Source organism: Psychroflexus curvus (genome assembly GCF_020164585.1).
GTDB lineage: Bacteria > Bacteroidota > Bacteroidia > Flavobacteriales > Flavobacteriaceae > Psychroflexus > Psychroflexus curvus.
In genome coordinates this window covers 97,550-111,382 of the sequence record NZ_JAIQZF010000003.1, presented here as the reverse complement: position 1 = coordinate 111,382, position 13,833 = coordinate 97,550, and the positions used below count along the sequence as shown (strand labels likewise).

The following is a 13,833-nucleotide window of genomic DNA, read 5'->3' as shown; positions in this document are numbered from 1 at the left end:
ATGTGGCGTAAAGTATTGATTTTTCCCTTTGTAATACTCATCAACGTATACCAATGGGTCATTTCTCCACTCCTCGGGCCAAGTTGTAGATTTCAGCCGACCTGTTCCCATTACGCTTTAGAAGCATTCAAAACTCACGGTGTCCTCAAGGGGTTTTATTTAAGTATCGTCCGAATATCAAAATGCCATCCCTGGGGAAAATCTGGATACGATCCAGTCCCTGAGCCTAAAAAACATTCAGATGAGAACTAATCGTTTCAATAATCTGTATATTAGCCAACAAATAATTTAAGCATGTTCCAAGCTATTCAATGGGATCCCTCACTAGGAATCGATCTCGGAATCTTCACACTCAGGTACTATAGTTTAATGTTCCTAATCGCCTTTGGTTCTGGTTTTTACATCACTAAGCGTATTTTCATATCCGAAGGTGTTTCTTTAGAAAAGCTAGACAAACTTCTCATTTATACGATACTTTCAACCTTGATTGGTGCAAGATTAGGTCATGTGATTTTCTACCAGCCAGAATTATTTGTAGAAGATCCCCTTTCGGTTTTTTTACCGGTAAGCTTTGTTCCAGAAATTGAGTTTACAGGCTTCAGAGGCTTGGCAAGTCATGGCGCAGCTATAGGTATCGCGATTGGAATGTATTACTACAGCAAAAAGGTGACTAAAAAATCTATTTTTTGGATCCTGGACCGCATAACGATGCCAGTGGCTTTCGGTGCTGTTTTTGTAAGAATAGGAAACTTTTTGAACTCTGAAATTGTTGGTAAAGCTACCAGTTCAGACTTTGGAGTTGTTTTTGTCCAATTAGGAGAAAGCTTCCCAAGACACCCGGCTCAATTGTATGAGTCTGTTTGCTATTTAATTCTCTTCGGAATTTTATCGCTTATTTTTTGGAAGACAAGTGTGAAACAGAAAAAAGGAGTGCTCTTCGGAATTTTCTTCACCTTGCTTTGGACGATACGTTTTATCGTTGAATATGTAAAGGAACCTCAGGTGGCTGAAAGGGCTGACTGGCTTTTCAATACAGGGCAATTGCTAAGTATACCTATGATTTTGATAGGACTTGGCATCATCTATTTTTCAAACAAAAAAGCTAAAACCAGTGAAACTGCTTAAACTAGTTTTGGTCTTGAACCTTACACTTTTTATAATGTCTTGTCAGTCTAAACAGAATCAAAATAGAGACCTTACCCAGGATTTTGAATTTAAAAATGACACGCTTCTGAGGTTTATCCAGGATAAGGACACTTTAACTACTCGTTTTGAAATAGAATTAGCTGAATCTGATTACGAAAAAGAAACTGGATTAATGCATAGAAAAGAAATGAAACCAGATCAAGGCATGCTTTTCATATACGATATTGAAGCTACTCGGCCTTCATTTTATATGAAGAATACGCATATTCCTTTAGACTTGATTTATTTGGGTAAACATATGAAAATCGTAGATTTCTATTTGAATACTATTCCTTTTTCAGAAGAATTAATTCCATCTGAAGCTCTATCCCGTTATGTTTTGGAAGTAAATGCCGTTAGCGTAAATCAGCTAAAGCTTAACGAAGGTGATCAGGTTATTTTAAATTAAAAAAAGGTAATCCAGTTGACTACCTTTTTAATCAAAACCATTTTGTTAGAGGCTAATCCAAATAAGAATGCTTTATATAATAACGAGTGAAAAGCTTATTTGTTACGATTATTAACATATTTTAACGTATTTATAATCACATCATCAATTCACTTCAACAAAAACCTATACGATTATGAAAAACAAAACTTTAGTTATTGGTGCGTCAGAACATCCCGCCAGGTATGCCAATAAAGCCATTCATGCATTATTGCAAAAAGGCCATGAGGTAATTGGCCTTAGCAAACAAAAGGGACAGGTTGAAAGTGTCGAGATTCAGACTGAAGTTTCTGCAAATCTTAAGGTAGATACAGTGACGCTATACATCAACCCTCAGCATCAAAAGCATTACACGACTTTTTTGATTGAATTAAATCCCAGACGAGTCATTTTCAATCCGGGAACTGAAAACCCAGATCTTCAACATCAGCTCGATAAGGCTAGAATAGAAACCTTAAACGCCTGTACTTTGGTGCTTCTGGCTACGGATCAATATTAAGCCTAGAAAGGTTAAAAATCCGTTTAAAATCAGAATAAAGAAACCGAATTCAAAGTTTAGATAAGTTAAGCTTAAAGTACTTATAATGTAGGACAAGACCGGAGAGAGGATCGCAACCAGTGGTATCCAGTAATCTTTTACTTTCCACTTCGTAAACAAACCAAAGGCATAAAGCCCTAAAAGGGGACCGTAGGTATAGCCGGCAAACTCGAATAATTTATTGATGACGCTCTTATCTGCAATAGCATATTTAAAAATCATCATTACCGCGATAAGCACAAGAGAAATAAGGACGTGGATGTATTTTCTGACTTTGGTTTGAGAGGCTTCTGAATACCGATCCTGAATACTTAAAATATCGATGCTAATAGACGTGGTGAGTGACGTAAGCGCGCTGTCTGCGCTCGAATAGGCTGCAGCAATTAAACCCAAAATAAAAGTTACCGCTACTGCTATTCCTAAAACGCCGGAAGTGGCTACAGCAGGAAATAAATCGTCTCTGGTTTCTGTTATTCCCACTAGATCAGCATAATCGGTTAACAACAGGCCTAAGAGTAAAAACAAAAAGTTGACAACGGTAAGCACCAGGGTAAACCAAAAAATATTTTTTTGAGCGTCTTCAAGCGTCCTGCAGGTCAGGTTTTTCTGCATCATATCCTGATCGAGACCCGTCATCACGATGGCGATAAACATTCCTGAAATAAATTGTTTGAAAAAGAAATCTGAACTTTTATAATCTTCAAAAAAGAAAATCTGGAAATTATCATGACTTCCAAGATAGTTCCACAGGCTGTCTATCTGAAGTGCATCTGAAATAAAATAAATCGAGATACCCAAAGCGATGAGCATAAACAGCGTCTGCAGCGTATCTGTCCACACAATGGTTTTGATCCCACTTCTGAAGGTGTAAAGCCAAATCAGTAAAATTGTGATACTCACCGTGGCATAATAAGGGATGCCTAAAGCATCAAAAACAATCAGCTGAAGGACATTGGCAACTAAGAATAATCTAAAACTAGCACCAACGACTCTAGAAAGGATAAAATAGGAAGCTCCTGTTTTATAGGCGCGGTTACCAAATCGCGTACCCAAATAGGTGTATATGGAAGTCAAATTCAATCTATAGTAGAGTGGCATAAGGACAAGGCTTATGACCGCATAACCAATAGTGTATCCAAGCACAACCTGGAAATAACTAAAACTGCTAAAGGCTACTGTTCCCGGAATGGAGATAAAAGTGACTCCGCTAAGCGAAGCGCCAATCATCCCAAAGGCTACTAAATACCAGGGAGACTGCTTATTGGCCTGGAAGAATTCAGAATTACTTCCACTTTTGTTGGTCAGGAATGAAATAAGAATGAGAACCACAAAATAAGCCAGAACCAGAAGTAGAATTTGATAAGCTTGCATAGTTGATGTTTGGCTGGCGAAAATACAAATGTTTCCCTAAGATTTTAATAAAAAGAAAACTCAAAATTGTATTTTAGCCCGGTATGGAATTTTCATCAAAATATCTTGAAAAGGCAATAGAAGAAATCGCCTTATTACCAGGAATTGGCAAACGAACGGCGCTTCGCCTGGCCCTGCATTTATTAAAACAACCACAATCGCAAACCACAGACCTTGCCACTGCATTGGTAGATTTGAAAACCAAAGTCAAGCAATGTAAGAGCTGTCATAACATTTCTGACCAGGACATCTGTGGTATTTGCAAAGACCAGTCCAGAGACCACTCCATTATCTGTGTGGTTGAGGACATAAGAGATGTGATGGCTATTGAAAACACAGAGCAATACAAAGGCATCTACCACGTTTTGGGTGGCAAAATAAGCCCGATGGACGGTGTTGGCCCTCAACAACTCAACATAGAGAGTTTGGCGACCAAAATAAAAGCCGGTGAAGTTAACGAAATTATTTTTGCCCTTAGCAGCACCATGGAAGGTGACACCACCAATTTCTATATTTACAAACAGATACAAGCTTCTCAACATGCCCTAAAAACCTCTACCATTGCAAGAGGGATTTCTATTGGTGACGAATTGGAATATGCAGATGAAATTACTTTGGGAAGAAGTATAATACAGCGTGTGCCTTTTGAAAATTCACTAAAAAACTAAACTCGTTGAAACTTTCTGTTGTCATTTTAAGCTACAAAGTTCCTCATCATTTAATGTTATGCCTGGACAGTGTGACAAAAGCTATAGAACACATAGATGCTGAGATCATAGTTGTAGATAATAATTCTGAAGATGAAAGCTGTGACCTGGTTAAGCAAAACTTTCCAAAGGTCAATCTGGTTAAAAACACTGAAAACTCTGGGTTTTCTAAAGGAAATAATAAAGGGGCCGAAGAGGCAAAAGGGGAGTATTTGTGCATTTTGAACCCAGACACAGTTGTACCCGAAGATTGTTTTAGTGAATTATTGAATTATCATATGGAGCTCGAAAATACCGGAGCCATTGGGGTTCAACTGATAGATGGTTCGGGTGAGTTTTTACAGGAAAGCAAACGCAATGTTCCAACTCCTCGGGTAGCTTTAAAAAAACTACTTGGCAAGCCTTCCTCCTATTACAATTTTGATTTAAATAAAGATGAAAATGGACCTACAGCCATTCTTGTAGGTGCGTTTATGTTTTTAAAAACCGATGTATACCTTAGTATTGGTGGATTTGATGAAGACTATTTTATGTATGGAGAAGATATTGATTTCAGTTTTAGAATCATAAAGGCTGGTTTTCAAAATTACTATTTCGGCAAATCACAAGTTTTACATTTTAAAGGAGAAAGCACTACCAAAGACCAGGTGTATCTCCAACATTTTTTTAATGCGATGTCTATTTTTTATAAAAAGCATTTCAAAACTTATGGGACATCTTTTAGGCTTATCAGGCAAAGCCTTAATATCAGGAGATTTATAGAAAAATTAAAACTCAAGTCCGCTAAAATCCAGAGTCCTGAGTTTAAAGATGTATATTTAATTTCAGAAGACACGGATTTGTTAGCTCACTTAAAAGCCAAGTTAAACTCTAATGTCAATCTAATGTCGAAAATAGATTCAGAACTAAAGGACGCGTTAATTGTTATGGACGCCAATCACATCCGATATAAAGACTGTATTGAAATTATCACTGGTCTGAAATCCAAAACTAATGTATTCAGAATCAAACCCAGAAATTACAATTTTATCATAGGAAGCGATAGCAAATACATAAAAGGTGAAGTCATTGGCCTTAGTTAAGAAGATGACAATTCAGGAATATAATTGGCTTAATTTTATTAAATTTGCAATCTCAAATTGAAAAATACCTTTTAGGTTATATATATGGCAAAAAAAGAATTAAAATTACCCAAAATGGGAGAGAGTGTTGCGGAAGCAACCATTACCAGTTGGTTAAAAGAAGTCGGCGACACTATTGAGGCGGATGAAGCAGTTCTAGAAATTGCTACAGATAAGGTAGACTCTGAAGTTCCTAGTGAATACGATGGAGTTTTGGTTGAAAAATTGCATGAAGTAGATGCTGTTGTAAAAGTTGGAGAAGTGGTCGCTATCATCGAGGTAGATGGTGAAGATGATGACTCAACTGAAGAGACAGAATCAGAAGAAGGCGCTCAAACCGAAGAAGTTGAAGAAGCTGCTGCTGAAGTTGAACAAAGTCTAACACACGCAAAAACAACTGCTGAAAGCACTTCCAACTACTCAGATTCTTCAAGGTTCTACTCCCCGCTAGTCAAAAATATTGCAAGTAAAGAAAACGTTACTTTAGACGAACTGGAGAACATAAAAGGTACAGGTCTTGATGAAAGAGTAACTAAAGATGATATTCTTGCTTACGTCAAAGATAAAAAAGAAGGTAAAGTAACCTCTAAGCAGAGCAAACCTAAAACATCTACAAAAGAGAAGACTCCTACTCCTCAAGCAAAAGCTGCCCCTGCTCCACAGGTAAGTACACCCGTAAATGTCAATGCTGAAGATGAAGTTATAGAAATGAACAGAATGGGCAAATTGATTTCTAGCCACATGATTGCTAGTACTCAAACTTCTGCGCATGTTCAGTCTTTCATTGAAGTAGATGTAACAGATATTTGGAATTGGAGAAACAAACATAAGGATGCATTTCAAAAAAGAGAAGGTGAAAAATTAACCTTCACTCCTATCTTCATGGAAGCAGTTGCCAAAACCATCAAAGATTTTCCAAAAATCAATATTTCAGTTGATGGAGACAGAATTATAATGAAAAAACACATCAACTTAGGGATGGCAGCAGCTTTACCCGACGGTAATTTGATTGTGCCGGTTATAAGAGATGCGGATCAACTCAATTTATTGGGTATGGCTAAGAAGGTAAATGACCTTGCCGGACGAGCTAGAAATGGAAAATTGAAACCCGATGAGACCCAGGGAGGAACTTACACAGTAACCAACGTAGGTACGTTTGGCAGTGTCATGGGAACACCTATCATCAATCAACCACAAGTCGGTATTTTGGCTTTAGGTGCTATTAGAAAAGTACCAGCGGTTATAGAAACTCCGGAAGGTGATTTTATAGGTATACGCCACAAGATGTTTTTATCGCACAGTTATGACCACCGAGTGGTGAATGGTGCTCTAGGAGGACAGTTCATACAGCGAATGAAAGAATATTTAGAAGATTTCGATACTGAGAGAAGTATCTAATCCATCATAAGTTTAAACTAAAAAAGCCCTTAAAACTTTGTTTTAGGGGCTTTTTTGATTGTGATAGTCTAGTATACTTTATTCTGGAAAGGTGGGATCTAAGTAATCTGGAGTACCGTTTCCGTTGGAATCTGGAAGAACTAGATTTCCATTAGTGTCAAACTCTATTTCTTCCCGGGTTGGAACACCGTCGCCATCGTCATCTGGATCTCCAAAATTTGGAACTCTGTCCTCATCTGTATCATCATCGTTGAGACGTCTATTATCATTCACATCTTCCATCCAGGATGGAACTCCGTCACCATCGTGATCTGTTTCTAAAGATTTATAGAGTTGAATATTAAAAACGATAGGCTCGTAAGGAGAAATCCCAGATCCCTGTGGTGGTGAAGAAAAATAAGCAATCCCGGAAGGTATAAAAACAGATCCTATCCCAAAATTATCATCAAAAGTGACAGTACCGTCAGGATTTTCTACAACTCCTGTAGACCCTCTGAATTCATCCATAACTTCATAAAACCCTACAATATTATTTCTTAAATCAAACCAGGTAGGATTAGGTGAACTATCGAAAACGTCCTGATCTGTAAGCGAAAACCCACTATAGGTAACCAAAACTGAATCTGCAAACGTTGGCTTTCTGACAGACTCTGCACCTTCCCTTAATTGAAGATAATAGAGCGTATACTCTGTTTCAAATTGAGTTACAGTTTTTGACTTCAAAAACTCAGACTCCATCACTGGCTCTTTGTCTGTATCATTTTCACCGATTTCTTTATAGACTATGTTTTGAAAATTTGAATTTTGAGGATTGTCAACAAGCTCATAATAATGGGTTTGCAGAAAATTTTCAATTTGTAGCATGTTTTCAGTTTTAACTTCCTCGACGTCTCTTAAGACTACTTCCGGAGCTTCTTCATCATCAGAACTACAAGAAACGATTAAGAATAGGGTAAAAATTAAAACTAGATTTTGTATTTTCATTTAACTGTAATTTTTGCCGCAAGATACGATTTTCTTATATTTTTGTTGAGTATTAAATTTTGATTTTGATTTTGATGAGAGTTGATAAATATTTATGGGCGGTGAGGTACTTCAAAACAAGAAGCATTGCCACCAACGCGTGCAAGAAAGGTCACATTAAAATAGGAGGGGAATCTATAAAGCCTTCAAGAAATGTGTATCCGACAGATAAAATTGAAATCAGAAAAAACCAAATCAATTACCAAATTGAAGTCCTAGACCTGCCTAAGTCACGAGTTGGAGCAAAACTGGTAAATATCTATTGTGTGGATATCACTCCAAAAGAAAACTTAGAAAAACTTGAATTACTCAAGTATTCTCAAGATTATTATAGAAAAAAAGGAGCTGGCAGACCTACCAAAAAAGACAGAAGAGAACTTGATGACCTTAAAGAAAACACGAAAGACGATATAGAAGAATAGCATGAAAACAGAACCAACTTTAATCTTATCTGAAGAGGATATCAAAATTAAAATCAAACGCATCGCCTTACAGATACTGGAAACTTGTCTGGAAGATGAAAGCATAGTCATAGCTGGAATAGAGAAAAACGGTGCTACACTGGCCACATTGATTTCTGAAGAGATAAAAAAATTATCTGACCAGACTATTGTTCCTGTCAGGGTTAAACTCGACAAAAAAAACCCTTTACAATCGATTGAAGTTTCTCTGGAGTCTTCTGCCTATGAGAATAAGAGTTTAATTTTGATAGACGATGTTTTGAATACCGGTTCTACCTTGATGTTTGCAGCAAAGCATTTCCTTGAGGTTCCTTTGAAGCAGTTCAAAACGGCTGTTTTGGTAGATAGAAATCACAAAAACTATCCTATAAAAGCTGACTTTAAAGGTATTTCTTTATCAACTTCACTCAATGAAAGAGTTGAAGTAAATTTTGAAAGTCCCGCCAGAGCAGAACTGGTTTAAGTATTTTGGTTAAATAATTTTATCAAATCCTGTAGGCTTTCAGTAGCCTCCTTGCCTGTAACGTCAAGAATATGGTCTGCCATGTAATAAAATTGCTGCCTTTCAAAAAGGTGTTTACGAACAAATTCTTCAAATTCAATTTTATCAGTATAATGCGAGATCATTGGTCTAGAGGCTCTCTCCAAAAACAATCTATCCACTAGAGCCTCTATATTAAGCTTAAGGTAAACAGACGTGATCCCTGAAGCTTCTATGACGTCCTTCATATTACTCCCATAAACAGGAGTTCCACCACCCAGGGACAAAACAAAATCATCCTCTTTTGAAATAATCTCCTGCAAAGCAAGTGATTCTGCTTTTCTGAAATAGATTTCACCTTTTTGTTGAAACAGTTCAGGAATTTTTAATTGTTCTTTGCTTTCGATGTAAGCATCGAGATCGATAAATCTCTGCTGAAAAGTCTCGGCTAAAAGCCGACCTAAAGTTGACTTTCCTACCCCCATATATCCTAATAAAACAACCTTCATACACTTCCTCTTTTGAACAAATTAAAAATGTTTCAAATTTAATTTATTTTTACTTGATAAAACAAAGGAAGGTATTATATTTGCACCCGCAAAAAGACGCATTAGATCTGGTAGCTCAGTTGGTAGAGCATCTCCCTTTTAAGGAGAGGGTCCTGGGTTCGAGCCCCAGCCAGATCACTCAAATTCCCGTGCTTGTCACGGGAATCTTATTAAAGTCAAGTTCTTAAGTATACTAAGATCTGGTAGCTCAGTTGGTAGAGCATCTCCCTTTTAAGGAGAGGGTCCTGGGTTCGAGCCCCAGCCAGATCACTAATAAAAATAAAATCTAGTTGGGTGAGTCTCAAAGTATAGGGACATACTAATTCCTGATAGTTGTCGGAATCGCAGTGAGCCCCCCGTCCGAACGGAGTTATCCGGGCGGGCAGCCAGATCATTTTTAATTACTTCCTAAGCATTTATAAACTTTCAGTTATCACTTTTTCACTAGATAAGCCATTAAAGTTTATATTTGCAATCATAATGCCCAGGTGCTGGAACTGGTAGACAGGCATGGTTGAGGGCCATGTGTCCATTAGGGCGTGCGGGTTCGACTCCCGCTCTGGGCACTCTATTAGATACTGAAAGTAAGCGACTTATCAGTTTTATTTTATGTGTCACCTTTGTGTCACAGTGCAACGCTTGTTTTGGCTCAAAGGCTAAAAAAAATCCAAACACTTCAAAAAAATCAATCTCCACACGAAAGGATTTCTTACATCGATTACAAGCCAGCTGAGACTAGAAATATAGAAAAGGATTACATATTTTCTAAACTTCCTTCTGCATTAGTGTAAAATAAAAGGTGCTACCCTTTCCAGGCTCTGATTGTACACCAATTGTTCCTCGGTGTATTTCTACGATGCGTTTGCAAGCTGAAAGTCCAATTCCTGTGCCAGGTATACTGCTATGACCATGAAGCCTTTTCATAAATCCAAATATCTGCTCGGCCTTATCCATTTTAAAACCCATCCCGTTGTCTTTAACAAATATTTTTACTTCATTTCCTTTCACATCAATGTCCACCTTTATCAGTGGGTCATCCTCTGATCTATATTTAATAGCATTGCTGAAAATGTTCAGAAAAAGCCTTACCAATTTAATTCTATCCCCATATACTTCTGGCAAATCAGCTATTTGAAAACTAGCATTGTTCCTGTTTATTTCATCGCCAATAAGCTCTTTAGCAGATTCGCAGACATCGTTTAAAGAAACCTTATCAAAATTTGTTTCTGTACTATCAATCCTTGAATAGTCAAGCAGGTCTTTAATCATCATTTTCATACTTTGAGTATTGCTCCTAATCAATGAATAATACTCTTGCTCTTCACTTTCAGCTGAGTCATGAGTATTGTTTTCCAACAAACTCATCAATCCAGTTATGTTGTTTAATGGAGCCTGCAAATCATGAGAGGCCGTATAAGCAAATTGCTCCAGCTCCTTATTAATCTGTTTTAAACGTTGAACAGATTGCTCTGCCTTTTCTCTGGCTATCTTCATCTCTAATTCATATTGCTTACGCTGGGTAATATCCAACACGGATAAACGATAAACTGGCTTTGAATCTAGGCCTGTAGCAGTAAGTTTTGCATTGACTAAAGTGGGCAACCTGGTCAATGTTGCTGTTTTAAACTCTATATTTATTTCTGAAACCTCACTCTGCATTTCCAGCAGGGGCCTCATGTGTGTTTCAAAGTACATCTTTCCACCTACAGTTAATAGTTCATGAAATGATTTTTGCATGATGATTTCATCTGAAGCATAGCCTAACCACTTCAACAAGGTGGCATTTATATTTACAATTAGTCCGTCATTCCGCATGGATAAATACCCAAATGGTGCATTTTGGTATAGGTCTTCTGCGCTTTCGGGTTGAGTCTGAGTGTTCATAAGTCGGTATTTAAGAAGTTTTTCATAGCGGTAATGACCTGATCGGGAGCTGTAAGATGTGGGCAATGGCCCGAAGTATCTAAAAGTTTATACCAGCTTTTCGGCTTGCTTTCATGAACAAACTCCCCAACTTTTAGCGGAGCAATTACATCCGGGTGGCATTGAATGATTAAGGAGGGAGTCAAAACTCGGGATAAATCATCTCTATTATCGCTTAAGAAAGTCACTTTAGCGAAGTGTTTGGCAATTTTAGGGTTCATACTGCAAAAACTGTTTTTAAGTTCTTCAGAAAACTCTGGTTTGTCGGGATTCCCAATGATCACAGGAGTTATATAATTTGACCAGCCAAGGTAATTACTTTCTAAAGTTTCTATCAACTCATCTATATCCTCCTTTGAAAATCCACCAAAATATCCATTCTTATTGGTGTAACAAGGGGAAGGACCAATCATAATTAATTTTTTAAAAATATCGGGCCTTTCTAAAGAAGCTATAGCTCCTATTATACTGCCTACCGAATGGCCTACAAAAATTACATTCTCAAGATTTAGCTCTTCGCAAATTTTAATTAGATCCTCAGCGTAGCCTTCCAGAGAGTTATATTTTTCAAAATCATAGGCGCTTTGGTCTGATTTCCCTGAACCTACATGGTCAAACAAAATAATCCGATGATCCTTTTCAAAAGCAGGAGTGATAAATCGCCACATATTCTGATCACAACCGAAGCCATGAGCAAAAACAATGGCTTGAGATCCCTTACCTGAAATATGTATATTATTTCTAAGCATTATCTCTTTATTCATATTTAGCATGTATATTTTTAAGTTTTTTATTTATTATTATTTATCAGTATTTCTTAGGGAGGCGCAAATCATAAATAGGATTTTAGCTTGAAGTAGAAAGCGATTCTCTAAGCTTTGATGTGAATCAACTCAACCAGTTTGGTTATAAAAAGTAATGCAGAATTAGACAATATTGAAAGTAAAATAGACAGAATTTTGCTTAAAACAAATTTACCACAATAAAAATAAATATTAAACAAGTTTAATGAAAATTAGGAAAATTGCTTATTCTGAATTATATGGCTGCTTTTAAAATAAAAAGGTGGTTTATACAAATTCATATGCAATAAGTAGACGTGATATAAGTACACAGAGCGTCTTAATAAAAAGGAGTGTCAAAATAATATTTTAGACCGCTGTTTGCTTTATGAAGAAGCATATAGTGACCTGTTCAAGTTAAAAACTTATTTTAGTAATTATCATCCCTTTTATTAACTCTGCGATTTTCTGATAATGTGAGATTTATAATCATAAATGATTAGTTGTATTAAATACCAAGCATTAAAACAAATAAAAAATAAATAGCAAGAGAGGATCGAAGTCGAATAACTTTACGCTCAATAAATGGATATTACATTTTAAAACTATTACTTTAGAGGTATCTAAATTTAAAAGCAAAATTCAATTATAATTTGAGTTGCTTTCATAAAAGTTGGTTATCATAATTGACTTTAATTTCTTTTAAAACCTAAAAGCATGATTGACATAAAAAATAAAAACGCGCTAGTTACAGGCTCTAGTCGAGGTATAGGACAGAAAATAGTTCTTGGACTAGCAGCCAAAGGTTGCAATGTTATCGTACATGGCAGAAAACAGGAAAATTGCAACAACACACTGGAACTTCTTAAAGCCTATGATGTAAAAGTCCATGCTGTGCACGGCGAATTGTCTGAAGAAGAAAGTATAACTACCGTGATAAAGCAGGTGAAAGACTTAAACATCAGCATAGATATCTTATATAACAATGCTGCAATAATGACGAGTTATAAAGAAGACTTTTGGAGTCACAGCTGGGAGGAATGGATGGAAAGCATGAAGACCAATGTTTTGAGCGTTTACAAGCTGAGTAGCGCATTTATTCCTGCAATGATAGACAATGGCTTTGGCAGAGTGGTTAATCTGGTTTCTGGAATTAAAGACCAACCCGAATTGTTACCCTATAGTACTTCAAAATGGGCTGCGTCTAAAATAACTATAGACCTTGCTGTAAAATTAGATGGTACTGGGGTTCGGATTAATTCTCTCGATCCGCAATGGATATCCACAGATTTGGGGGGTGAGTTTGCAGACCACTCTGTAGAAGAGGTTTTGCCCGGAGCCCTCCAGCCTGTCCTGATCGAAAATGACGGTCCAAATGGCGAAACTTTTTCTGCGATTTAGGAAAATAAACTGTAATTTTAATGATAGAGCGATAAGTTGGCTTTTACATTAAAAGTTATCTGCAGACATAAATAACCGAACATGGTATTAAAATATAAGAAAATGATAGGAACATGGCAGGCCATTATAATCATAACATTCATAATTGTTTTAATAATCACTTTATGGGCTTTGATAGACATCGCAAGAAGTGAATTTTCCGGAAACAACAAAGTCGTTTGGGTGTTAATCGTTTTATTTACCAACTTCCTGGGTGCGGTTTTATATTTTTTTATCGGAAGAAAACAGAAGATAAAACATTAAAATTATTTCTTTTGTATACTTTTTCACCTGGAAGGCTGAAGATAATAGGCTAAAACCGGGTGATTAAAAATTTATTTCAATCAACAAATTTCATATCTAGACTA

Annotated in this window: 16 protein-coding genes and 3 tRNA genes; 14 read left to right on the top strand and 5 right to left on the bottom strand. The window is 36.7% G+C overall.

Annotated features, from left to right (window positions below; translation table 11 throughout):
* The 4 genes from yidD to LB450_RS04855 all read left to right on the top strand — a co-directional run bounded on the left by yidD (position 1) and on the right by LB450_RS04855 (position 2,132).
* Positions 1-252, top strand: a complete 252-nt coding sequence (gene yidD, locus LB450_RS13800) for a membrane protein insertion efficiency factor YidD (RefSeq protein ID WP_224487050.1) — start codon at positions 1-3, stop codon at positions 250-252.
* Between the two features lie 42 nt (positions 253-294).
* Positions 295-1,125: a prolipoprotein diacylglyceryl transferase gene (gene lgt, locus LB450_RS04865; RefSeq protein ID WP_224486735.1), complete on the top strand. Its 831-nt coding sequence runs from the start codon at positions 295-297 to the stop codon at positions 1,123-1,125.
* Positions 1,126-1,159: 34 nt separating this feature from the next.
* Positions 1,160-1,594 carry a DUF192 domain-containing protein gene (locus LB450_RS04860; protein WP_224486734.1) on the top strand — a complete coding sequence of 145 codons (435 nt, stop codon included), beginning with the start codon at positions 1,160-1,162 and terminating at the stop codon, positions 1,592-1,594.
* Between the two features lie 175 nt (positions 1,595-1,769).
* On the top strand, positions 1,770-2,132 hold the full coding sequence (locus LB450_RS04855; RefSeq protein WP_224486733.1) for a CoA-binding protein: 363 nt from the start codon (positions 1,770-1,772) through the stop codon (positions 2,130-2,132).
* Here the strand turns inward: LB450_RS04855 and LB450_RS04850 are convergent.
* Complete coding sequence (locus LB450_RS04850; protein ID WP_224486732.1) at positions 2,088-3,542, bottom strand: sodium:solute symporter; 1,455 nt, start codon at positions 3,540-3,542, stop codon at positions 2,088-2,090. The two genes, LB450_RS04855 and LB450_RS04850, sit on opposite strands and share 45 nt — an antisense overlap.
* Before the next feature lie 83 nt (positions 3,543-3,625).
* Here LB450_RS04850 and recR point away from each other — a divergent pair, with 83 nt between their 5' ends.
* From recR to LB450_RS04835, 3 genes are all read left to right on the top strand, one after another.
* Positions 3,626-4,249, top strand: a complete 624-nt coding sequence (gene recR / locus LB450_RS04845; protein ID WP_224486731.1) for a recombination mediator RecR — start codon at positions 3,626-3,628, stop codon at positions 4,247-4,249.
* A gap of 5 nt (positions 4,250-4,254) precedes the next feature.
* The gene (locus LB450_RS04840) at positions 4,255-5,370 is read left to right on the top strand and encodes a glycosyltransferase family 2 protein (protein ID WP_224486730.1); all 1,116 of its coding nucleotides are present in this window, start codon (positions 4,255-4,257) and stop codon (positions 5,368-5,370) included.
* An 84-nt stretch (positions 5,371-5,454) separates the two neighbouring features.
* A complete protein-coding gene (locus LB450_RS04835; RefSeq protein WP_224486729.1) occupies positions 5,455-6,807 on the top strand; it encodes a dihydrolipoamide acetyltransferase family protein in 1,353 nt (450 codons plus the stop codon).
* A gap of 78 nt (positions 6,808-6,885) precedes the next feature.
* Here LB450_RS04835 and LB450_RS04830 read toward each other — a convergent pair whose 3' ends face one another.
* Positions 6,886-7,791 carry an FKBP-type peptidyl-prolyl cis-trans isomerase gene (locus LB450_RS04830; protein ID WP_224486728.1) on the bottom strand — a complete coding sequence of 302 codons (906 nt, stop codon included), beginning with the start codon at positions 7,789-7,791 and terminating at the stop codon, positions 6,886-6,888.
* Between the two features lie 74 nt (positions 7,792-7,865).
* Here LB450_RS04830 and LB450_RS04825 point away from each other — a divergent pair, with 74 nt between their 5' ends.
* Both LB450_RS04825 and LB450_RS04820 read left to right on the top strand, forming a co-directional pair.
* Positions 7,866-8,252 (top strand): RNA-binding S4 domain-containing protein, encoded by a 387-nt coding sequence (locus tag LB450_RS04825; RefSeq protein WP_224486727.1) that lies wholly within the window; start codon positions 7,866-7,868, stop codon positions 8,250-8,252.
* 1 nt (position 8,253) lies between these two features.
* Positions 8,254-8,754, top strand: a complete 501-nt coding sequence (locus LB450_RS04820; RefSeq protein WP_224486726.1) for a phosphoribosyltransferase family protein — start codon at positions 8,254-8,256, stop codon at positions 8,752-8,754.
* On the opposite strand, the gene LB450_RS04815 is transcribed toward LB450_RS04820, so the two are convergent.
* On the bottom strand, positions 8,751-9,281 hold the full coding sequence (locus tag LB450_RS04815) for a shikimate kinase (RefSeq protein ID WP_224486725.1): 531 nt from the start codon (positions 9,279-9,281) through the stop codon (positions 8,751-8,753). The genes LB450_RS04820 and LB450_RS04815 overlap by 4 nt on opposite strands.
* A gap of 104 nt (positions 9,282-9,385) precedes the next feature.
* On the opposite strand from LB450_RS04815, the gene LB450_RS04810 reads away from it, so the two are divergent.
* The 3 genes from LB450_RS04810 (at position 9,386) to LB450_RS04800 (ending at position 9,886) form a co-directional block, all read left to right on the top strand.
* Positions 9,386-9,458 (top strand) — tRNA-Lys (locus LB450_RS04810).
* Between the two features lie 59 nt (positions 9,459-9,517).
* A tRNA-Lys gene (locus LB450_RS04805) sits at positions 9,518-9,590 on the top strand.
* A gap of 212 nt (positions 9,591-9,802) precedes the next feature.
* Positions 9,803-9,886, top strand: a tRNA-Leu gene (locus LB450_RS04800).
* 199 nt (positions 9,887-10,085) lie between these two features.
* On the opposite strand, the gene LB450_RS04795 is transcribed toward LB450_RS04800, so the two are convergent.
* Positions 10,086-11,204, bottom strand: coding sequence for a sensor histidine kinase (locus tag LB450_RS04795; protein ID WP_224486724.1), 1,119 nt, complete (start codon positions 11,202-11,204; stop codon positions 10,086-10,088).
* Positions 11,201-12,007 (bottom strand): alpha/beta fold hydrolase, encoded by an 807-nt coding sequence (locus LB450_RS04790; RefSeq protein WP_224486723.1) that lies wholly within the window; start codon positions 12,005-12,007, stop codon positions 11,201-11,203. The genes LB450_RS04795 and LB450_RS04790 overlap by 4 nt, the downstream gene beginning before the upstream one ends.
* A gap of 735 nt (positions 12,008-12,742) precedes the next feature.
* On the opposite strand from LB450_RS04790, the gene LB450_RS04785 reads away from it, so the two are divergent.
* The gene (locus tag LB450_RS04785; protein WP_224486722.1) at positions 12,743-13,426 is read left to right on the top strand and encodes an SDR family NAD(P)-dependent oxidoreductase; all 684 of its coding nucleotides are present in this window, start codon (positions 12,743-12,745) and stop codon (positions 13,424-13,426) included.
* 81 nt (positions 13,427-13,507) lie between these two features.
* Complete coding sequence (locus LB450_RS04780; RefSeq protein WP_224486721.1) at positions 13,508-13,729, top strand: PLD nuclease N-terminal domain-containing protein; 222 nt, start codon at positions 13,508-13,510, stop codon at positions 13,727-13,729.
* Positions 13,730-13,833 lie beyond the last annotated feature (104 nt).